Source organism: Lutibacter profundi, assembly GCF_001543325.1.
GTDB classification, from domain to species: domain Bacteria; phylum Bacteroidota; class Bacteroidia; order Flavobacteriales; family Flavobacteriaceae; genus Lutibacter; species Lutibacter profundi.
Genome location: NZ_CP013355.1, coordinates 44,575 through 66,632 on the forward strand (window position 1 = coordinate 44,575; position 22,058 = coordinate 66,632).

The 22,058-nt window shown below is 30.5% G+C and carries 15 protein-coding genes and 3 tRNA genes; 11 read left to right on the forward strand and 7 right to left on the reverse strand.

The features are described 5' to 3' along the window. The first annotated feature begins 48 nt into the window (after nucleotides 1-48). Nucleotides 49-1,008, forward strand: coding sequence for a glycosyltransferase family 2 protein (locus Lupro_RS00225; protein ID WP_068205501.1), 960 nt, complete (start codon nucleotides 49-51; stop codon nucleotides 1,006-1,008). Here Lupro_RS00225 and Lupro_RS00230 read toward each other — a convergent pair. Then, a complete protein-coding gene (locus Lupro_RS00230) occupies nucleotides 1,001-1,558 on the reverse strand; it encodes a thioredoxin family protein (RefSeq protein WP_068205502.1) in 558 nt (185 codons plus the stop codon). The two genes, Lupro_RS00225 and Lupro_RS00230, sit on opposite strands and share 8 nt — an antisense overlap. Before the next feature lie 47 nt (nucleotides 1,559-1,605). Continuing rightward, complete coding sequence (locus Lupro_RS00235; protein ID WP_068205503.1) at nucleotides 1,606-4,140, reverse strand: ATP-dependent Clp protease ATP-binding subunit; 2,535 nt, start codon at nucleotides 4,138-4,140, stop codon at nucleotides 1,606-1,608. Nucleotides 4,141-4,398: 258 nt separating this feature from the next. Here Lupro_RS00235 and gyrA point away from each other — a divergent pair, with 258 nt between their 5' ends. Together gyrA and Lupro_RS00245 are read left to right on the forward strand one after the other, a co-directional pair. Next, complete coding sequence (gene gyrA / locus Lupro_RS00240) at nucleotides 4,399-6,912, forward strand: DNA gyrase subunit A (protein ID WP_068205504.1); 2,514 nt, start codon at nucleotides 4,399-4,401, stop codon at nucleotides 6,910-6,912. 25 nt (nucleotides 6,913-6,937) lie between these two features. Beyond that, entirely contained in the window at nucleotides 6,938-8,215 is a 1,278-nt protein-coding gene (locus Lupro_RS00245; RefSeq protein ID WP_082703829.1) for a tetratricopeptide repeat protein, read from the forward strand. Between the two features lie 48 nt (nucleotides 8,216-8,263). Here Lupro_RS00245 and Lupro_RS00250 read toward each other — a convergent pair whose 3' ends face one another. Further along, nucleotides 8,264-9,034, reverse strand: a complete 771-nt coding sequence (locus Lupro_RS00250) for a C40 family peptidase (RefSeq protein ID WP_068211271.1) — start codon at nucleotides 9,032-9,034, stop codon at nucleotides 8,264-8,266. Between the two features lie 7 nt (nucleotides 9,035-9,041). Then, nucleotides 9,042-10,217 (reverse strand): acetyl-CoA C-acyltransferase, encoded by a 1,176-nt coding sequence (locus Lupro_RS00255; RefSeq protein ID WP_068205506.1) that lies wholly within the window; start codon nucleotides 10,215-10,217, stop codon nucleotides 9,042-9,044. A gap of 148 nt (nucleotides 10,218-10,365) precedes the next feature. Between Lupro_RS00255 and Lupro_RS00260 the strand changes: the two genes are divergently transcribed. The 8 genes from Lupro_RS00260 (at nucleotide 10,366) to Lupro_RS00295 (ending at nucleotide 17,857) form a co-directional block, all read left to right on the forward strand. Continuing rightward, nucleotides 10,366-11,763, forward strand: coding sequence for an FAD-dependent oxidoreductase (locus Lupro_RS00260; protein ID WP_068205507.1), 1,398 nt, complete (start codon nucleotides 10,366-10,368; stop codon nucleotides 11,761-11,763). 39 nt (nucleotides 11,764-11,802) lie between these two features. Further along, nucleotides 11,803-13,857 carry an HD family phosphohydrolase gene (locus tag Lupro_RS00265; RefSeq protein ID WP_068205508.1) on the forward strand — a complete coding sequence of 685 codons (2,055 nt, stop codon included), beginning with the start codon at nucleotides 11,803-11,805 and terminating at the stop codon, nucleotides 13,855-13,857. 101 nt (nucleotides 13,858-13,958) lie between these two features. Continuing rightward, nucleotides 13,959-14,042, forward strand: a tRNA-Ser gene (locus Lupro_RS00270). Between the two features lie 13 nt (nucleotides 14,043-14,055). Continuing rightward, nucleotides 14,056-14,130: transfer RNA gene (locus Lupro_RS00275), tRNA-Pro, on the forward strand. Between the two features lie 15 nt (nucleotides 14,131-14,145). Continuing rightward, nucleotides 14,146-14,219 (forward strand) — tRNA-Arg (locus tag Lupro_RS00280). 644 nt (nucleotides 14,220-14,863) lie between these two features. After that, nucleotides 14,864-15,868 (forward strand): TolB-like translocation protein, encoded by a 1,005-nt coding sequence (locus tag Lupro_RS00285; RefSeq protein ID WP_068205509.1) that lies wholly within the window; start codon nucleotides 14,864-14,866, stop codon nucleotides 15,866-15,868. A 337-nt stretch (nucleotides 15,869-16,205) separates the two neighbouring features. After that, entirely contained in the window at nucleotides 16,206-16,553 is a 348-nt protein-coding gene (locus Lupro_RS00290) for a helix-turn-helix domain-containing protein (RefSeq protein ID WP_068205510.1), read from the forward strand. Beyond that, nucleotides 16,553-17,857: a type II toxin-antitoxin system HipA family toxin gene (locus Lupro_RS00295; RefSeq protein ID WP_068205511.1), complete on the forward strand. Its 1,305-nt coding sequence runs from the start codon at nucleotides 16,553-16,555 to the stop codon at nucleotides 17,855-17,857. Before Lupro_RS00290 ends, Lupro_RS00295 begins: the two co-directional genes overlap by 1 nt. A gap of 200 nt (nucleotides 17,858-18,057) precedes the next feature. Here Lupro_RS00295 and Lupro_RS00300 read toward each other — a convergent pair whose 3' ends face one another. From Lupro_RS00300 to fdhF, 3 genes are all read right to left on the reverse strand, one after another. Beyond that, nucleotides 18,058-18,534, reverse strand: coding sequence for a hypothetical protein (locus Lupro_RS00300; protein WP_068205512.1), 477 nt, complete (start codon nucleotides 18,532-18,534; stop codon nucleotides 18,058-18,060). 122 nt (nucleotides 18,535-18,656) lie between these two features. Beyond that, on the reverse strand, nucleotides 18,657-18,785 hold the full coding sequence (locus Lupro_RS13815) for a hypothetical protein (protein ID WP_257720994.1): 129 nt from the start codon (nucleotides 18,783-18,785) through the stop codon (nucleotides 18,657-18,659). A 554-nt stretch (nucleotides 18,786-19,339) separates the two neighbouring features. Further along, entirely contained in the window at nucleotides 19,340-22,054 is a 2,715-nt protein-coding gene (gene fdhF, locus Lupro_RS00305) for a formate dehydrogenase subunit alpha (protein WP_068205513.1), read from the reverse strand. Nucleotides 22,055-22,058 lie beyond the last annotated feature (4 nt).

Genomic DNA, 22,058 nt, shown 5'->3' on the forward strand with positions numbered 1-22,058 from the left:
TGAATACCTTAAAATACCTTAACTTTGACATTGTAAAATAAGTTACATTTGGAGTTGCAATTTTCTATAATTATTCCTGTATATAACAGACCGCAAGAAATTGACGAGCTATTGGCTAGTTTAACAAGGCAAACATACGCAAAGAATTTTGAAGTTATTATTGTTGAAGATGGATCAACAGAAAAGTCTGATAAAATTATATTGAAATATAAGAAGATATTAAACATTAATTATTTTTTTAAAAACAATAGCGGAGCTGGAGCAAGTAGAAATTTTGGAATGCAAAAAGCAATAGGGAACTATTTTATAATCTTTGATTCAGACTGTATTATTCCACCTCATTATTTAAAAGAAGTAGCTGATACTTTAGATAAAAATTATACTGATGCTTATGGTGGGGCTGATGCAGCTCACCACTCTTTTACAATTATTCAAAAGGCAATTAATTACAGTATGACATCCTTTATAACTACTGGAGGGATTAGAGGAAGTAAAAAATCTGTAGATAAATTTCAGCCTCGTAGTTTTAATTTTGGAATTTCAAAAAAGGCATTTGATAAAACAAAAGGTTTTAGTGATATGAAAATAGGTGAGGATATTGATTTAACCTTTAGGCTGTGGCAAAATAATTTTAAAACACAATTTATAGAAAAAGCATTTGTATATCATAAAAGAAGAACTACGTTTCAGCAGTTTTTTAAGCAAACATTTGCCTTTGGAAAGGCAAGACCTTTTTTAAATAAAAAATATCCAAAAACAGCCAAAATTACTTATTGGTTTCCAACGGTATTTATAGTGCTTTTTTTATTTTCAATCATTAGTTTTTTGTTAGGCATTAAACTATTTTTAGGGTTATTTAGTGCTTATTTTTTTTTAATACTAGTAGATTCATTTATTAAAAATAAAAAAATATCCGTAGCTGTATTAAGTATTTTCACAACACTTATTCAATTTACAGGCTACGGATTGGGTTTTGTAAAAGGTTTATGTTCTTTTAAAACTAATTAGGGTTATTTAGTTTAAATTGTTTAGCAATGATAGCCAGTTCTATATCACTTAAATTGGAGGTTTCTTTAAGTTTGTAAATAAATGCTTCAACTTCATTATCAGCGGCAGGACAACCAATATTTCTTCCTTTTTCTTTTAAAACAAATTCATTTTCAACCATTTTAGAATCAGCTAGTAAATTTCCATTACTATCAAAAATTAACCAAAAAGGCACTCCTTGTTTGTCACCTCCATATTTTTTTAAAAAATCTTCAGAACCAGCGTTTTCTAAATGTTTTTTATTTTTAGATTCAAGAACAACCAAGTGTTTTATTACGTAATTTTCGTTAAATAGTTTTTTTGTTGAAGCAGCATTCATTGAAGCATCCATTTTTTTACAGTTACTACACCAAGAAGCGCGAAATATAATAAATACATTTTTGTTTTCATGTGTTGCTTGCTCTAATGATTTTGTAAAAATTTGTTGAGTTGTTGCTGTTTTTTCTTGAGCATAACTAAAATTAGATATAATAATTGCTAGTGTAATTGTTAAAATTGATTTAATTTTCATGTAGTTAGTATTAAATTTAATTGTTATTTTCAAAAAAAAGTTGAGTATTACTCAACTTTTTTTTTGCCTTTACTAATTTTAATAGTCAGTTCATTCTTCTCTTTATCTAAATCCATAAAAATAGAATCTCCTTCATTTAATTTTGAATTTACAATTTCTTCAGCCAAAGTATCTTCAATATATTTTTGAATTGCACGTTTTAAAGGTCTAGCACCGTATTGTTTGTCAAAACCTTTATCAGCAATGTAATCTTTTGCCTCTTCTGTTAATTGTAGGTTATACCCTATATCTTCAATCCGCTCAATTAGTTTACTTAATTCAATATCAATAATAGAGTGGATATCTTCACGTTCTAAAGCATTAAAAACAACTACATCATCAATTCTATTTAAAAATTCTGGAGCAAATGATTTTTTTAGTGCATTTTCAATAACACTTTTTGCATGAGCATTGGCTTGTGAAGCTTTTGCTGCTGTTCCAAATCCAACACCAGCACCAAAATCTTTTAACTGCCTAGAACCAATGTTAGAAGTCATAATTATAATGGTATTTCTAAAATCAATTCTTCTTCCAAGGCTATCAGTAATAAAACCATCATCTAATATTTGCAGTAACATATTAAAAACATCTGGATGTGCTTTTTCAATTTCATCTAATAAAACAACTGCATAAGGTTTACGTCTAATTTTTTCAGTTAATTGTCCACCCTCTTCATAGCCTACATAACCTGGAGGTGCTCCAATTAAACGAGAGATAGCAAATTTTTCCATATATTCACTCATATCAATTCTTACCAAAGCATCTTCACTATCAAATAATTCAGTAGCAAGTACCTTTGCAAGTTGTGTTTTACCAACTCCTGTTTGTCCTAAAAATATAAATGACCCAATTGGTTTGTTTGGATCCTTAAGTCCAACTCTGTTTCTCTGAATTGCTTTTACAACCTTAGATACAGCTTCGTTTTGACCAATAACTTTGCCTTTAATAAGTTTTGGTAAATCATGTAATCTTTTACTTTCCGCTTCAGCAACTCTATTTACAGGAATTCCCGTCATCATTGAAACTACTTCGGCTACATTGTCTTGGGTAACAACTTCTCGATTTAATTTTGAAGCTTCTTCCCATTTTATTTGTTCAGTAAGTAATAAATTTTCAATACGTTTTTCATCATCACGTAAGCGAGCTGCTTCTTCATATTTTTGTCCGTTTACAGCAGCAGATTTATCTTCTTTAACTTTTTCTAATTGAGCTTCTAAGTTCAATACTTCTTTTGGAACCACAATGTTGGTAATATGAATACGAGAGCCTGCTTCATCCATAGCATCAATAGCTTTATCTGGCAAAAATCGATCTGTCATATACCTATTGGTTAATTTTACACAGGCTACAATAGCCTCATCTGTATAATCAACATTGTGATGTTCTTCATATTTATTTTTAATATTTTGTAAAATTTGAATGGTTTCATCAACTGAAGTAGGTTCCACAATTATTTTTTGAAATCTACGCTCTAAAGCACCATCTTTTTCAATATTAGTTCTAAACTCATCTAAAGTAGTAGCACCAATACATTGAATTTCCCCACGAGCTAAAGCAGGTTTTAACATATTTGAAGCGTCTAAAGAGCCTGTTGCACCTCCAGCACCAACTATGGTGTGAATTTCATCAATAAACAATATAATGTCATCATTTTTCTCTAATTCATTCATTAACGCTTTCATACGTTCTTCAAACTGACCTCTGTATTTTGTGCCAGCAACCAAGCTAGCTAAATCTAGTGATACAATTCGTTTGTTGAATAAAATACGGGATACTTTACGTTCAATTATTCGGAGTGCTAAACCTTCTGCAATGGCTGATTTACCTACGCCCGGTTCACCAATTAACATTGGGTTATTCTTTTTTCTACGACTCAAAATTTGAGAAACACGTTCAATTTCTTTTTTTCTACCTACAACTGGATCTAACTTTCCTTCTTCGGCTAAACGTGTTAAATCACGTCCAAAGTTATCTAAAACAGGTGTTTTAGATTTTTTATCAGAAGGTTTATTACTCTTAGATTGTTCAAAAGGGTTTTGTTTTGGTGTGTCAAAATCATCATCAGAAGTATTTTCAGCTTTCGGTAAATCTAATTCTTGATCAGAAAATAATTGTTTAAAAACGGTTTTTGCATCATTATAACTAACTCCAAAATTATGCAATAACTTTGTGGTTGGATCATTTTCATTGCGTAAGATGCACAATAATAAATGTGCTGTATTTACAGCATCATTTTGATATAGTTTGGCTTCTAAAAAAGTAGTTTTTAGCGCTTTTTCAGCTTGACGTGTTAGGTGTATACTTTTCTTTTCTTTAGATAAATCTATTGAAAAGTTGGCAGGGCTTAGCACTTCAATTTTTTTTCGCAAGTGCTCAAGATTAATTTCTAGTGAATTTAAAATTTCAATTGCCTTACCATCACCCTTTCTTAATAAGCCTAACATTAAATGTTCAGTGCCAATAAAATCATGGCCTAATCGTATAGCTTCTTCTTTGCTGTAGGTTATTACATCTTTAACTTTTGGTGAGAAATTATCGTCCATAGTTTTCTGTTTATACGGTAAAATTAACTGATTTTTTTCTTTTTTTTAAACAAAAAGGCTACCAGTTTTATTTATTTTATTTAAATAGTTGTTTTTTATGATTAAAAATTGCTGAAAATCAACCTTTTAAAGCGTATTTTTTCAACCTTTTATTGTTGATAAATATTACAAAAACAAGAGTAGAAATAAGTTGTAAAAATGTTAAAAATTGTATATTGCTTTGTTAAAATTTAAACACTAAAATAAAATCAAAAATTTATGGCAGACGGTGAAAAATTAATACCAATTAACATTGAAGATGAAATGAAATCTGCTTACATTGATTATTCAATGTCAGTAATTGTTTCAAGAGCACTACCCGATGTACGAGATGGTTTAAAACCAGTACATAGAAGGGTTTTGTTTGGGATGCATGAATTAGGAATAAAAGCAACTGGATCATATAAAAAATCAGCAAGAATTGTTGGGGAAGTATTGGGAAAGTATCACCCACATGGTGATACATCCGTTTATGATTCTATGGTGCGTATGGCTCAAGAGTGGAGTGTGCGTTATATGATGGTTGATGGACAAGGAAATTTTGGTTCAGTTGATGGCGACAGCCCGGCAGCAATGCGTTATACAGAGGTTCGTATGCGAAAAATATCAGAAGATATGCTTTCTGATATAGACAAAGATACTGTTGATCATAAATTAAACTTTGATGATACCTTAAATGAGCCAACCGTTTTACCAACTAGAATTCCTAACTTACTAGTTAATGGAGCATCTGGAATAGCTGTAGGTATGGCTACCAATATGGCACCTCATAATTTAACTGAAGTTATAAATGGTACATTGGCTTATATTGAAAATAGAGATATAGAAATCTCTGAGTTAATGCAACATATTAAAGCTCCTGATTTTCCAACAGGCGGTATTATTTATGGATATGAAGGCGTAAAAGATGCATTTGAAACAGGAAGAGGTAGAATTGTTATAAGAGCAAAAGCTATTATAGAAGAAGTACAAGGGCGAGAATGCATTATTGTAACTGAAATTCCGTATCAAGTTAATAAAGCAGATATGATTAAAAAAACTGCTGAATTAGTAAATGATAAAAAATTAGAAGGTATAGCGAATATTCGGGATGAATCAGATAGGAATGGTATGCGAATTGTTTATATTTTAAAACGTGACGCAATACCAAATATAGTTTTAAATAAATTATATAAATATACAAGTTTACAAACTTCTTTCAGTGTAAATAATATTGCATTGGTTAATGGACGTCCTGAGCAATTAAACTTAAAACAATTAATTCATTATTTTGTTGAACACAGGCATGAAGTAGTTGTTAGAAGAACACAGTTTGAACTTAAAAAAGCGGAGGCTAGAGCACATATTTTAGAAGGATTAATTATTGCTAGTGACAATATTGATGAGGTAATAAAAATAATTAGAGCTTGTTCAAATGCAGACGAGGCAAGAGAAAAATTAATAGCGCGTTTTGAATTGTCTGAAATTCAAGCAAAAGCAATTGTTGAAATGCGATTGCGTCAACTAACAGGCTTAGAACAAGATAAGCTGCGTGCTGAATATGAAGGTATAATGAAGCTCATTATAGATTTAAAAGAGATATTGAGTAATGAAGTTAGACGTTATGAAATTATTAAAGATGAGTTAATTGCAGTTAGAGATAAATATGGTGATGACAGAAGATCTGTGATTGAATATGCAGGTGGAGATTTGTCTATTGAAGATATGATACCTAACTCTAAAGTTGTAGTTACAATTTCACATGCAGGTTATGTAAAACGTACAAATTTAGATGAATATAAGGTTCAAAATAGAGGAGGAAGAGGCCAAAAAGGTGTTTCAACAAGAACGGAGGATTTCTTAGAACATTTGTTTGTAGGTACAAATCATCAATATATGCTGTTCTTTACTCAAAAAGGAAAGGTATTTTGGATGCGTGTTTATGAAATTCCAGAAGGAGGTAAAACATCCAAAGGAAGAGCTATTCAAAACTTAATTAATATTGAGCAGGATGATGTAGTTAAGGCATTTTTGGTGACAGAAGATTTAAAAAACGAAGAGTATGTTAACAGTCATTATATTATAATGGCTACTAAAAAAGGTCAAGTTAAAAAAACGTCATTAGAGCAATATTCTCGTCCTAGAACAAATGGTATTAATGCAATTACCATTAAAGAAGGAGATGAACTTTTAGAAGCGAAATTAACTACGGGTGATAGCCAAATTATGATTGGTTTAAAATCTGGTAAAGCCATCCGATTTGAAGAAAGTAAAACACGACCAATGGGAAGGAATGCCTCAGGTGTTAGGGGAATTACTATAGCAAACAAAAATGATGAAGTTGTAGGTATGATTGCTGTAAATGATCAAGAAAGTGATATTTTGGTGGTTTCTGAAAATGGCTATGGAAAAAGATCTAGTTTAGAAGATTATAGAATTACAAACCGTGGAGGTAAAGGTGTAAAAACAATAAATGTTACAGAAAAAACGGGTAATTTAGTGGCTATTAAGAGTGTAACGAATGAAGATGATTTAATGATTATTAATAAATCTGGAATCACTATTAGAATGGCTGTAGCTGATTTGCGGGTTATGGGACGTGCAACACAAGGTGTTAAATTAATAAATATTAAAAATAATGATTCTATAGCTGCAGTTGCAAAAGTATTACATGAAGATGAAGAAGAAATAGTAGATACAGAAAATGGCACGGAAATTGAAAATAGTAATGAAGAAAATAATAATGAAGAATAAATAAATCAAGAGTAAATCAATTAAAATGAAGAAACAATTATTAATTCTATCAGCTTTATTCATTAGCATGATAGCATTCGGACAAAAAAGTGAACTTAAAACTGCTGAAAAGGCAATTAAATCTGGTGATTTTACTGCGGCAATGGCTGCTATAAAACAAGCGGAAGGTTTAATAGAAGCTGCAGATCAAAAAACAAAAGCTAAATTTTATTATTTGAAAGGTAAAGCATTGTATCAAAATGGATCAGATAAAGCTGATATTCAAAAAGTTGGTGATGCATTTAATCAATTAATTAATTTTGAAAACAAAACCAAGCCTAAATATTCTAAAGAGGTTGGAGAGTTGTTAAATAAACTGATAAGTGATATTGCTAATAAAGCATCAACTAGTTACAAAAAAGCTGTACAAACAAAAGAAGCAAAAGATTTTGTGAATGCAGCTAATAAATTTCATCAAGTTTTTGCATTAAGTCCAAGAGATACAACCTTTTTAGATAATGCAGCCTTAGTTTATTATTTAGGAAAAGACTATGATAATTCAATCAAAGCTTATGAAAAATTATTAGATTTAAACTACACAGGAATTGCAACAATTTATAAAGCTACAAATAAAGAAGACGGTAAAGATATTATTTTTAATGATAAAAAAGCAATGGATTTACAAGTGAAACTTGGACTTGTTGAAAATCCAAGAATTGAAGCAAAACCATCTAGACGTGAATTTTTATTTAAAAATTTAGCTCAAAATTATGCGGCTTTAGGTAAAAATGATAAAGCTTTAGAAATATTAGCTGAAGGAAGAAAAGAATTTCCTAAAAGTTATTCTTTGTTAATTGATGAAGCTAATGTTTATTATAAATTAGGTAATAATGATGAATTTAAAAAACATTTAGAAAAAGCAATTACTTTAAACCCAACAGACCCAACGTTATATTACAATGTGGGTGTTATGAATATGGAGCAAAAAAAGATTGATGAAGCTATAAAATATTTTGAGAAGGCAATTGAATTAAAACCTGATTATGCAGATGCTTATAATAATATTGGAGCTGCAATTATTGATAAAGTAAACCCTATTATTGAAGAAATGAATAAAAGTTTATCAGATTTTAATAAATATGATAAATTACAAGCTGAACAACTTGAAATTTACAAAAGAGCATTACCTTATTATGAAAAAGCCTATGAATTAAATAGTTCTAGTATTAGTACTGTTCAAACACTAATGGGATTATATGAAAACCTAGAAATGATGGATAAACTTGAAGAACTTAGAGCAGTTTACGAAGAATTAAAAGGATAATTTAGATAATAATTAGACATAAAAAAAGCTCACATTTGTGAGCTTTTTTTATATAATTTTTTTGATAACTCGTAGTTTATGCGTGTGCTTGTGTGAATTAATATTAAAAATACCACTGTGGTCTAATCTGTCAACTCTAACTTTGCCATATGCATGAATAATATAATTATCAGGCATAATTATGCCTACATGCGTAATAATACCTTCATTATTATCAAAAAAAGCCAAATCACCAGGCTCACTCTCTTCAATAAAACTTAAAACTTCACCTTGGCTAGCCTGTTGTGATGCGTCACGTAATAATTTATATCCACAAAGTTTATATACCATTTGTGTAAATCCTGAACAATCAATCCCAAAGGGTGTTTTCCCTCCCCATAAATAAGGAGCGTTTAAATATTTAAAGGCGGTTTCAATAATTAATTCTTTAGGTAATTTTTGAGAAATTATAGATCCTTCGTATTGAAAAATTCTTGTATTTATAGTAAGGTTTTGATTGTTATAAAAGGGTAAGCTAGATCCTATTGGAACTGTTATAAAATTTTGTTCTTTATCAGTTGCAAAATCTATCAATTCAGCTGCTAAAATAGGTGTTGAGTTTTCTAATTTATCAAATATTTCTCTTGTTATTTCTTCATATTGTTTGTTATCAACCCAACCTTCATAATTGTCGTGTGCAATTCTTATTTTACTCCATTGTTTGCGTATTTCTAATATTTTAAAATATTCACCAAATAGTAGTTGAGAAATCATTTCACTACTGTTATTAGGCTCTATTCTAAGAGGAACAATACTTAAATTACAAATACCGTGATGCATATAAAAGTTATAATCTTTCAATAATTAATGCACTTGCGCCGCCACCTCCATTACAAATTGCTGCAGCACCTATTTTTGCATTATTTTGTGCTAATATGGAAGTTAATGCAATTACAATTCTTGCTCCAGACATGCCGAGAGGATGACCTAATGAAACAGCACCACCATTTACGTTTACTTTATTGGAGTCTAATCCTAAAATTTTCATATTTGCCAAACCAACAACAGAAAAAGCTTCATTAAACTCAAAATAATCAACATCACTTTGGGAAATACCTGCTTTGTTCAGGGCTTTTGGTAATGCCTTAGCTGGAGCTGTTGTAAACCACTCTGGTTCATGAGCTGCATCGGCATAGCCTAAAATTTTGGCAATAGGTTTTAATTTTAACTCTTTGGCTTTATCAGCACTCATAATAACCAATGCCGCAGCTCCGTCATTAAGTGTTGAAGCGTTGGCTGCAGTTACGGTACCTTCTTTACTGAAAACAGGTCGCAATGTTGGAATTTTATCCATTTTTACGTTTTTGTATTCTTCATCTTCAGAAAAAATAATTGGTTCGCCTCTTCTTTGCGGAATTTCTACTGGCACAATTTCATTAGAAAAATTATCATTTTCCCACGCTTTGGCAGATCTGTTATATGATTCAATAGCAAAATTATCTTGATCTTCTCTTGTAAAGTTATATTCATTTGCACATAAATCACCGCAGGTTCCCATATGTTTTTGATCGTAAACATTTGTTAAGCCATCAACAAGCAAGCCATCTGTAGCCGTTATGTTTCCAAGTTTAGTAGCTTTTCTTCCAGCAATATAATGAGGTATATTACTCATACTTTCCATTCCTCCTGCAACAATTATTTCAGCATCACCAGATTTTATAGCTTGAGCAGCAAACATAATAGCTTTCATTCCAGAAGCACAAACTTTGTTAACAGTTGTACAAGGAACAGTATTTGGTATTCCTGCAAAAATTGCTGCTTGCCTAGCCGGCGCCTGCCCTAAACCTGCAGAAACAACATTTCCCATAAAAACTTCATCAATTAATTCAGGATTTAAATTTATTTTATTTAAAGCTCCTTTTATAGCAATGGCTCCAAGTTTTGTAGCAGAAATAGTAGACAAGCTACCTAAAAAACTTCCAATTGGAGTTCTTGCAACAGATACAATTACAACTTCTTTCATTTTTTTATTTGGATTTATTCAATTGCGAATTTAGTTAATTTTAAACTAATTTTTAAGCAATAAATGAGAGTTTATTATGTGTGACAAATATTACATTGTAAAAGTAATTGTTTTATAATTTGCATGAGTTATTCAAAATCAGAGAAAAATGAATGTAAAAGAAGCTTTTAATAAACATTATATTGCAGTTATAGGAGGTTCAATTTCAGGCTCAGAAGCTGCATATTTATTAGCAGAGAAGGGCTTTAAAGTAGTTGTTTTTGATATGAATAAGCTTCCCTATGGTAAAATTGAAGATGGGTTACCTAATTGGCATATTAACCTTAGAAATAGGCAAATAAGTGAGATTGATGCAAAACTAGATCATCCAAACATTCGTTTTGTACCCAAAACAAAAATAGGAAGAGATATAAATTTTTTAGATTTAATTAACAATTGGGGATTTTCAGCTATTATTTTAGCCAACGGAGCTTGGAAAGATAGAAAATTCCCAATTCCAGCAATTGAAAAATTTAAAGATAAAGAACTAATTTATCAAAATTCTTTTATCAATTGGTTCAACCATAAGCATGAACATGATTATATGGGAAAGAATTATTTTATTAAAGAAAATACGGTGATAGTAGGAGGTGGTTTGGCGTCACTAGATGTTGTTAAAATAGTTATGATTGAACTTGTTAAAAAACAATTATTTTTAAAAAAAGGTATTGATATTGATTTGTTTACCCTGGAAAAACAGGGGATTAAAAAGTTTTTAGAAGAACATGCTATAAGTTTTGAGGAGCTAGATTTAAAAAAAGCAACATTGGTTTACAGAAGAACGGCAAAAGATATGCCTTTGAAATTACCAAAAGATGATTCTGAAGAAAGTATAAAAGCAGCCAAATTAGTTTCTGAAAAATTATTAAATAAATATGCAGAGAAATACGTATTTAATTTTATTCCCCTAAGTATTCCAGTTGATTTTAGGGAAAAAGAGGATAAGTTAACGAGTGTTATTTTTCAAAAAGTTATTGTTGAAAACGGTAAAATTAAACCTAAAGAAAATAGTTATTTTGAGTTAAAAACAGCTATATTAATTTCTTCTATTGGTAGCATTCCTGAACAATTGGAAGGCTTAGAATATGAACATTCTTCATTGAAAATGCGTAAAAATGCAAATTATCAAGTGGTAGGTTTTGAAAATGTTTTTGCCGTTGGTAATGCAGTAACAGGGCGTGGTAATATTCAAGAATCTAAACAACATGGAAAACAAATAACAACATTGATTATTGATGAACATTTAACAGAAGATGCATTAGAAAAATGGTTAACAAATATGAATAATGAAATTAAAAGTGAGGTTAATAACAATTTAAACGCTATAGTTGGTGAAATTTCAAAGCGCCATGTTCAGCCAAAATCAGTAATTGAAGGAATTTTAGATAAGATAAATCAAATTCATAAAAAAATAGGGTACACCAACTATAGAGACTGGATTAAAAAGAATACACCCGATAGATTGGAAGATATCTTAAAAAATAAATCAAATTGCAAATGCATATAACATAATAATTGTTATTTTTGAAAGGCAAATGCAAACTTCGTGAAAAAAATTATAAATAAATTATTAGTAAATCATTCGTTAATATATAAGCTATTCTTATACATAGTTACCGTAGTTTTGGTTGTGTATTTATTTCCAAAAGGTGGCCAATTTAAATATGAATTCCAAAAAGGAAAACCTTGGCAGTACGAAAATTATTATGCACCATTTGATTTTGCAATAAAAAAATCTAAAGAAGAAATTGATAAAGAAAAAGCACAAATAAAGAAAACTTCTAAACAATTTTACGCATATAATGAAGAAATTGTTTCAAATGTAAAAAAAACTATTTTTACCAGTGTTAATAGTGTTTTGGCTAATTCAAAATTATCAGAAGTAGATAAAAACAATCTTATTCAAAAGGTGCAATCAATTGTAAATAAAATTTATGAATATGGTTATTTAGAAGATACAAATAATATAATTGATGAAAATTTAGATATTGCCTTAAGAAAAGGTAATACAATACAGAATATCAAATTTAATAAACTTTTTAAATCATCTCAAATTTCAGGGTTTTTAAACTCTAAAATTGGAATTCAGCCATACACAGAGGAAGAAAATGAAATTTTAAATATTCTTTATCAAGAGTTAAAACCAAATGTAATTTTTGATGAAAGTTTTACGAATAAAATGCTTCAAGATAATTTAAGTAAAATTTCATATACAAAAGGATTAGTTTCAGAGAAAGAACGAATTATTTTTAAAGGCGATATTGTTGAAGGTGAAAAATTAGCCATATTAAATTCAATTAAAAGTGAGTTTGAATCGCAAGTTTGGAGCAAATCAAATTACAATTGGATTGTTTTTGGATACACCATATTGGTTGCTCTGGCATTTTTAATGCTACTACTTTTCTTAAAAAAATATAGAGTTGAAATTTTTGATAATAACAATAAAGTAACATTTATATTTTTTAATATTATTTTAATTGTGTTGCTTATAACACTTATTGTAAAGTACGATGCTAAATATATTTATGTAGCACCAATTGTAATATTACCCTTGGTTTTAAAAGCCTTTTTTGATGCGAGATTAGGCTTGTTTTCTCATGTGCTAACAGTATTGCTTTTAGGTTTTATTGTGCCCAATAGTTTTGAATTTATTTTTCTCCAAATAATTGCCGGAATTGTTACCATTTTAACTATTTCTGAGCTTCATAAAAGAGCAAATCTATTTATCTCAGTGCTACAAATTACGTTTGTATATTTTGTTGCCTATTTTGCATTTTCTATTATCCAAGAGGGAAATGCACAAAATTTAAATTGGGAAAAATTCATATATTTTGCTTTAAATGGAGGAGCAACATTATTTGTATTACCACTAATATATATATTTGAAAAAATGTTTGGCTTGGTTTCAGATGAGTCTTTGAAAGAATTATCTGACACCAATTCAAAGTTATTGAGGCAATTGGCTGAAAAAGCTCCAGGAACTTTTCAACATTCTTTGCAAGTGGCTAATTTAGCAGAAGCTTCGGCAAATGAAATTAATGCAAATTCGGTACTAGTTCGAACAGGAGCTTTGTATCATGATATAGGAAAAATGGATAATCCAATGTATTTTACTGAAAATCAATCAACGAATGTAAATCCGCATAATGAACTTACCCCAAAAGATAGTGCGCATATTATAATTAACCATGTAATTAAAGGGGTAGAATTAGCAAAAAAGAATCATATACCAGATAGAATTATAGATTTTATTAGAACACACCACGGAACTTCACTAGTCTATTATTTTTACAAAAAAGAAGAAGAACTAAATGGAGGAGAAGTAGATAGTACTTATTTTCAATATCCAGGTCCAATACCTTTTTCTAAAGAAACTGCCATATTAATGATGTGTGATGCTGTAGAAGCGGCTTCACGAAGTTTAAAAGAGCCTACGGCTCAAATGTTAGATAATTTAGTTGAAAAAATAGTTAGCAAGCAGTTAGAAGATGGGCAATTTATGAATGCAGATATTACTTTTAAAGAATTGCAGACTATTAAGAAGGTTTTAAAAAAGAAGTTGAAAAATATATACCATTTAAGAATTGACTATCCAGAATAAATAAGTCTATTTTTCTAATAAAAAGAGTGAAAAATGTTGTGTAAATGCATTTCTAATGTTACATTTGCACTCGCAAAAATAAGTTCAGATACATATTTTTAGGAGAGGTGCCAGAGTGGTAATGGAGCAGATTGCTAATCTGTCGACGGGTAACTGTCGCCAGGGTTCGAATCCCTGTCTCTCCGCTTTTTTATTTTTCGGGGTGTAGCGTAGCCCGGTCATCGCGCCTCGTTTGGGACGAGGAGGTCGCAGGTTCGAATCCTGCCACCCCGACAAAGTAAAAATAATGGTCGCGTAGCTCAGCTGGATAGAGCATCTGCCTTCTAAGCAGACGGTCACAGGTTCGAATCCTGTCGCGATCACGAATGAATCAAAAAAAAGATTTAATTACAAGCGAGTTTCAAAATGAAGCTCGCTTCTTTTTTTGAAATGAAGTGCCGTAATTATTTTTTTTGATTCTCAGCACGGAGTGCTAAGGAGCTATAATCCTGTTTTAGTTGTAAATTGTAAAACATACAATTAAATTGAGTTTCAAAATGAAGCTCGCTTCTTTTTTTGAAATGAAGTGCCGTAATTATTTTTTTTGATTCTCAGCACGGAGTGCTAAGGAGCTATAATCCTGTTTTAGTTGTAAATTGTAAAACATACAATTAAATTGAGTTTCAAAATGAAGCTCGCTTCTTTTTTTGAAATGAAGTGCCGTAATTATTTTTTTTGATTCTCAGCACGGAGTGCTAAGGAACTATAATTCTATCATTTCAATAACCATTCTAAATTAAGAAACCCTATAAATTACATCTCTTTTTTTATTAAATTAGCATTAAAATAAATTGAATCTCAATAACTTTTTAAATACAGTTATAATCATTTGTTCAAAGTAATTATAGGTTGTAATAGTATTATATAAGGAGTTGTGCTTTATTAAAAAATTAAGGTATGAAAACAAGAACACTAATTAAACAGATATCTATATTTAGTTTGTTTGTTTGTTTGTTTGTTTGTTTGTTTGTTTGTATTTTTAATCTATTCGTGTATTCTTGATGATTACAATAAGCCTAATTCTGGCTATAAATATTTTATAGGAGAATTCCCTGAAACCCCTACTAATTTAACCGATTTTAACACCCAATATGATGATTATAATTCCACTGCGCCAAGTTTAGGAGAAACCTTCCCTTTTTGTTTTTCTTCTAATAGAAGAAGTAATGGAAATAATTATGATATTATATATAAACTTATGTCAATTGATTTTTCCAAAACAAGTGGAATTCTAAATGTTTTTAATAATACAAATGGGAATTTAAATGTTGTTATTGAAAATAGTAATTTAACTATTGCATTAAATATAATAAACACAACATCTAATGAATTTGGCCCATATTTAATTCCAAAAGGAAGGAAACAAGGAGGAACAAATATTAATGGACGATATGAATCCTATATTTTCTTGTATTCAAGCGGAAGTTCTGGAAATCAAGATATCATGTACACACATAATCTTGATAGAGAAGCATATGTTTTACCAAAAGGAGTAGATTTTATGAACTCTGAATTTGATGATGCTTACCCTACTTTTAATAAAGATAACTCAAAATTATTTTTCACATCAAATAGAGAAGGCACCTATAATATTTATTCAAATGAAACTGATAATACAAAAGGTGTTCTTGAAATATTAAATAATACCAATTCCGCATCTCTAAAATCAACAATATTATCATCTTCTTTTGATGATAAGTGCCCATTTATACTTGGTGATTTTATGGTTTTTACTTCTAATAGAGATGGTGGTTACGGGGGGTACGATTTGTATTATTCAATTTATGATAATGGAGAATGGTCACTCCCTATAAATTTTGGAGATAAAATAAACACTCAATATGACGAGTTTCGCCCTATTGTTAGAGAGCAATGGGACTTTAGTAATGATATTATGATTTTCTCATCTAATAGACCGGGAGGATTAGGCGGGTTCGACTTGTATTATGTTGGTATTAAAAAAATTAACTAAAACATATACAGCCACATGTGAGTTTCAAAAAGAAGCGAGCTTCTTTTTTTGATTCTCAGCACATGGAACCAAAGAAAGTATAGTTGATTTTACTTTCGTCTTTAACAAAGTATAATTTAAAAAGACAACTATGAAAATAACAACTACACTTTTAATTACTTTTTGTCAATAGAAAACTGTAAAGTATATTGTGAATACCTAAAAAAGCATGATAAATCATTCAATAATGCTTAAAATATAATATTATGAATGATATAACATACATTTGATATGCTATCTATATTAAATGTTGTATATTTGTATGATAAATCATACGTAATGTATAAAATAACCTATTATGAATGATAAATCACGCAATGATTGGTATGCAATGAGCGATAGAGCACTTAATGGAACTATTGGAACATTTATAAAGCATCATCGCCTACAACAAAATAAATCTCAAACAGAAGTGGCTAATGCGGCTAATATAAGCAGATCAACACTTAGCCTATTAGAAAGGGGAGAAACAGTAACAGTAGCAACGTTGATACAAGTGCTTAGAGTGCTTCAGCTACTTCATATTATGGAGTGTTTTCAAGTACAAAAAAAAATAAGTCCAATAGCTTTAGCAAAATTGGAACAAGAGCAAAGAAAAAGAGCAAGTGGTACTAAAAAAAATGAAAACAATAAAAGTAATTGGTAATGGTAACAACAGCATTTATTAAAATTTGGGGAGAAATGGTTGGTGCAATTGCTTGGGATCAAGAGCAGCAATTAGGTTTATTTGAATATGACCCCAAGTTTGTACAGAAAGGTTGGAATTTAGCACCTTTAAAAATGCCTATAAATTCAAGTCAAACAATTTTTTCATTTCCAGAGTTAAGACCATCTAGAAATAGTGAGTACAATACCTTTAAGGGGTTACCTGGATTATTGGCCGACTCACTTCCTGATAAATATGGAAATCAGTTAATAGATATTTGGTTGGCAAAACAAGGCCGCCCAGCAAAAAGTATGAACCCAGTTGAGCAATTGTGTTTTATAGGAGCGAGAGGTATGGGAGCTTTAGAGTTTGAACCTGCTCAACTAAAAGAAACGAAAAATACTTTTAAAGTTGAAGTTGAGGGATTGGTTGATATTGCTCAGAAAATGTTAAATCAAAGGGGAGATTTTAATGCAAATATGAATGTGAATACAGAAGAGGCAATTAAACAAATTATCACTATTGGTACTTCGGCAGGAGGTGCACGTCCAAAAGCTGTGATAGCTTACAATAAAAAAACAGGAGAAGTCCGCTCTGGACAATCAAAAGCACCTAAAGGATTTGAACATTGGTTACTAAAATTAGATGGTGTAAGTAATGTTCAATTAGGTGATACTCAAGGGTATGGAAGGGTAGAAATGGCTTATTATTTAATGGCGAAAGATTGTGGTATTAATATGATGCCTTGTGATTTGTTAGAAGAGAATGGTAGGGCTCATTTTATGACAAAGCGTTTTGATAGAGGTGAAGGAAATGTAAAACATCATATTCAAACGCTTTGCGGGATAAAACATTTTGACTACAATGAAGTAACTAGTTTTAGTTATGAGCAATTGTTCCAAACAATGAGAGAGCTTAGACTGAGTTACCAAGAGGCTGAAGAAATGTTTAGAAGAATGGTGTTTAATGTATTGAGTAGAAACTGTGATGATCATACAAAAAACTTTTCTTTTCGTTTAAAAAAAGAAGAAAAATGGGAATTAGCTCCTGCTTACGATATATGCCATGCTTACAAACCTGATAGCATTTGGGTAAGCCAGCACGCCTTGAGTATAAACGGAAAACGTAAAAATATAGCTTTAGATGATTTTTTAGTACTAGGAAAATCTATGAATATAAAAAATGTTAAAAAAATAGTGAAACAAGTTGGAAATATTGTAGGGCAATGGGGAAAATTTGCAAATCAAGTAGGTGTTGAAGAAAAGAAGAAAAAGGCAATAGAAGAAACCTTATTAAAATTATAGTACAAATGGTTATTAAAAAAACAACGAACATTAAAACATTAAAAAAAAGGAAAAGCAAGTATTTTAAGTTGAATGCAATTTAACCATTGCGTATAGTTAACCTTGCGACAGTTACAAAACTATAGACCATGTAATAATGTTTTTCTTGTTTTTATTAAGAAAATGAACGTACAGTAACTCTATGCTTATATGGCGTTTTGTTAACCTATTTTTTTAGGGTTTTTCATGTTTTCATCCATTTCCTTTTTTAAATCTACCGCTCCAATATAAATAGCGAGTTTACTACGTATAAAATATAAAATAACAAATATTATGGCAGTAATAGGTACTGTGTATATAAAATCGACTTCATCTACATATTGTTCACTATCGTTAATAACAGCAATTAGTTGAAACAAATAAACAGACATGGGGATAATTAGGGCATGTACCCACCAGTGTTTATTGGTGACAAACCATATAATTAAGAGGACGAGTGGTACAAATTTAGATAAGAAAAAATATACATACGTTTGAACTCTTAGATAATAACCTCCTTTAATTACACCAAATATTGTATCAAAATTTTCTATTTCTCTTGGGATACTTTGATGAATATATAATAAGTATGGAATAAATATTATAATTAAAATAATAATACTACCAATCCATAATGAAGTTTTTCTACTGCCTTTCATTAAATAAATATATTAAATACATAAATCAAATGTAATAAAATTAATTTTAATAAACACAAAAACCACAATAAGTAATTATTGTGGTATTATTATCATCGTGATTAAGATGTAAAGGTTAGAAATTACCCTTGTCTAGGTAAAATAATATCAGATTTTAAAATAGCTTGATCACTAGAAGTGTAGCTTAAAACTGCAACTGCAACAAAAGCAGATACCATAAGCAATCCGAAAATTAATTTTAATTTTTTCATTTTTTGTAAGAATTAAATGATTAGTAAGAACATCAAATATATACTTAATCTTACAATTAGGCAAAAAAAATCCTCGTTATTTTTAAAATATTTTAAAAATAAGGGGTTCGAAAAGCTATTTTTCTCTTATTTTACGGGGTTGCACCTTTTGAAAATAAGAAATGAAATACTTTTAATTTTAGTATATAAAATCTCTATTTTGGAGATATTAAAAGCAAAATTTGATTTTTTGTTAACTAAAAACGGGTATTTTTAGCGTAAAAATCAACAAACCGCAAACCCTCTCCGTAAAAATTTGCAATTATAGGGACGCTCTTACAGTGCAAATATACAAATAAATATTTATGTAATGCAAATTATTTGTTAAAAAGTGTATTTTATTACTTAAAACGTGTAGTTTATTGTTTTTATAGTTCAACATTGCAAAGTTTTAAAGAAATTGTGGCAATCTTTTATTTTAAGAGATAGCTTTACCTTGCCTGCCGTGCCAGATAGGCAGGTTCGCTATGGCGGTTAGTTTTAGTGATAAAGTCTTGAACAACTTTAAATGACATTTAAATTTTTTCAAAATCAACCGCTACAACTTTGTATTCAGGAGTTAAAGTTTCTTTGTCGCCAACATTCCCAGTAATTAAATTGATAAAAATTTCAGGCTGGTGAAATGTTGTACGTACAATACCCGGTTTTACGGTATAATTTAATTTAACAGGAATGTTTACGCTTCCACGATCAGAAAAAATACGAACGGCATCACCTTCTGAAATATCTTTTTTACCTGCATCTAGCGGATTGATTTCTAAATAATCGTTTGAAGATATTAATTGATTTTCCGTTCTACGTGTCATAGTACCAGAATTGTAATGTTCAAGCTGGCGAGCTGTAGTTAGAATGAAAGGAAACTTTTTACGGTGTTCCACTAATTCTGGAGTTTCTTCAAAATCAAAATGATGAAAAGTTCCTTTTCCTTTTTTAAAATTCCCGTTAATATGTAGCATTTTGGTATCGGTACCATCATCTTTTACAGGCCATTGCAATCCGTTTTTACCTAAACCTTCCCAAGTTACACCTTTCATAAACGGAATTACATCCGCTATTTCTTCAACTATTTTAGCTGCATCATATAGTTGCCCAGTAGGTTGTTTGTACCCTAATCTATGCATCATATCAATCATAATTTGCCCATCAGATTTACAATTTCCAATGGAGTCAATTACTTTATTAACACGTTGCACTCTACGCTCACCATTGGTAAATGTTCCGTTTTTCTCAAAATAGGAAGCAGCAGGTAAAACTATATCAGCCATTTCAGCAGTTGCACTCATAAATAATTCTTGAACTATCAATAGGTCTAGTTTTTCAAATGCTTTGCGTATATGATTAGAATTTGGATCGGTCATTAACGTATCTTCTCCCATAATCCAAAGTGCTTTAAATTTCCCTTGAAGTGTAGCATCTATCATTTCAGGAATTTTTAAACCTTCGTGTTCAGGCATTTTATCTACGCCGTATTTTTTAGCATAATATTGTTGGACTTCAAAATTGTTAACATCCATATATCCAGCACCTTGATGTGGTTGTACACCCATATCAGCAGCACCTTGTACGTTGTTTTGTCCACGTAGCGGATTTAATCCAGCACCATTTTTGCCAATATTACCGGTCATCATAGCTATATTTGAAAGTAACATTACCGTTTTACTACCTTGGTAATGCTCGGTAACTCCTAAACCGTGGAATTCCATGGCTCTTTCAGCAGACGCATACGCAATAGCAGCTTTTTTTACCAATTCTTTAGAAACGCCTGTAAGCTCCTCTAATTCACTCATATCTAAATCGGCAACATGTGCCTCAAAATCTTTGTAAAACTCAGTATATTGATTTATAAACGATTGATTCACCAATTTTTCTTTAATAATATAATGTGCCATCATATTTAAAATAGCCACATTTGTTCCGGGGCGTAATTGCAAATGATAGGTAGCCAGTTTTGCTAACTTTGTTTTTACAGGATCAACAACAATACTTGTAACTCCTTTCATAAAAAGTTGCTTAATTTTTGCTCCAGTAACAGGATGCGCTTCTGTTGGATTTGCACCAAATAAGAAAATGGCATCGGTTTGATTTAAATCTTCAATAGAATTTGTTGCTGCACCAGTTCCAAAGGCTTGTTGCATTCCGTAAGCGGTAGGAGCGTGGCATACACGTGCACAACCATCAATATTATTGGTTCCAATGGCAACACGAATCATTTTTTGCATTAAATAATTTTCCTCGTTGGTAGCTCTTGAAGATGAAATTCCACCAACAGCATCAGCTCCGTATTCATTTTTTATGCTTATTAATTTTTTTGTAATAAAATCATAGGCTTCATTCCAAGAAACTTCTTCAAACTTTCCATTTTTTTTAATCAAAGGCTCTTTTAACCTATCGGGATGGTTGTAAAATTGAAAAGCAAAGCGTCCTTTTAAACAAGTATGACCTTCATTAACTTCGGCAGTTTCAGGTGCTTGAATTCCTTTAATTTCACCATTAATTACGGATACATCTAACTGGCAGCCAACACCACAATACGTACAGGTTGTTCTTACAGTTTTATCAGCAATTAGTGTTTTTGTTTCAAATTTATCGGTTAAAGCATCAGTTGGACACGTTTGCACACAAGCACCGCAAGAAACACAGGCCGATAAATTAAACGAAGTATCAAAACCTTTAATAATGTTAGTTGCAAATCCTCGTCCAGACATTCCTAAAATCATTTCACCTTGAATTTCTTCACAAGCACGAACACATCTAAAACAATTGATACATTGGGATAAATCAGATTTTATATAAGGATGTGATGTATCGGGTTCAATATCTAAATGATTTTCTCCTTTTGGGTAGCGAATAGTTGGAATTCCTATTTGAGTAATGGTTTCTTGAAAAGGTGTTGCTTTTTTACCTTTTGCAGGGAATATTTTATCAGCAGGATAATCTGTTAAAACCAATTCAACAATATTTTTGCGAAGACGTTTAATTTTTTCAGTATTGTGATAAATGTATAATCTTTCAGCAATTGGCGTATGGCATGATGCCATTGTTTTTGTAATTCCGTCTTTTTCACGAGCTACTTCTACTGAACAAACCCTACAAGAACCAAAATTTTCCAATCTATCATCTTGGCACATAGTTGGAATGGCGTTGTTATTTTTTTCAATTCTTCTAACAAATTCTAAAATGGTTTCACCTTGTAAAAAATCGTATGCTGTATTGTTGATATATGCTTTCATAATT

Excerpts from the sequence above, each read along its gene's own strand:
- Lupro_RS00245 (WP_082703829.1), top strand. The coding sequence starts at position 6,938 with ATGAAGAAACAATTATTAATTCTATCAGCTTTATTCATTAGCATGATA.
- Lupro_RS00255 (WP_068205506.1), bottom strand. The coding sequence starts at position 10,217 with ATGAAAGAAGTTGTAATTGTATCTGTTGCAAGAACTCCAATTGGAAGT.
- Lupro_RS00250 (WP_068211271.1), bottom strand. The coding sequence starts at position 9,034 with ATGCATCACGGTATTTGTAATTTAAGTATTGTTCCTCTTAGAATAGAG.
- Lupro_RS00295 (WP_068205511.1), top strand. The coding sequence starts at position 16,553 with ATGGTAACAACAGCATTTATTAAAATTTGGGGAGAAATGGTTGGTGCA.
- fdhF (WP_068205513.1), bottom strand. The coding sequence starts at position 22,054 with ATGAAAGCATATATCAACAATACAGCATACGATTTTTTACAAGGTGAA.
- Lupro_RS00290 (WP_068205510.1), top strand. The coding sequence starts at position 16,206 with ATGAATGATAAATCACGCAATGATTGGTATGCAATGAGCGATAGAGCA.
- Lupro_RS00230 (WP_068205502.1), bottom strand. The coding sequence starts at position 1,558 with ATGAAAATTAAATCAATTTTAACAATTACACTAGCAATTATTATATCT.
- Lupro_RS00260 (WP_068205507.1), top strand. The coding sequence starts at position 10,366 with ATGAATGTAAAAGAAGCTTTTAATAAACATTATATTGCAGTTATAGGA.
- Lupro_RS00235 (WP_068205503.1), bottom strand. The coding sequence starts at position 4,140 with ATGGACGATAATTTCTCACCAAAAGTTAAAGATGTAATAACCTACAGC.
- gyrA (WP_068205504.1), top strand. The coding sequence starts at position 4,399 with ATGGCAGACGGTGAAAAATTAATACCAATTAACATTGAAGATGAAATG.
- Lupro_RS00300 (WP_068205512.1), bottom strand. The coding sequence starts at position 18,534 with ATGAAAGGCAGTAGAAAAACTTCATTATGGATTGGTAGTATTATTATT.
- Lupro_RS13815 (WP_257720994.1), bottom strand. The coding sequence starts at position 18,785 with ATGAAAAAATTAAAATTAATTTTCGGATTGCTTATGGTATCTGCTTTT.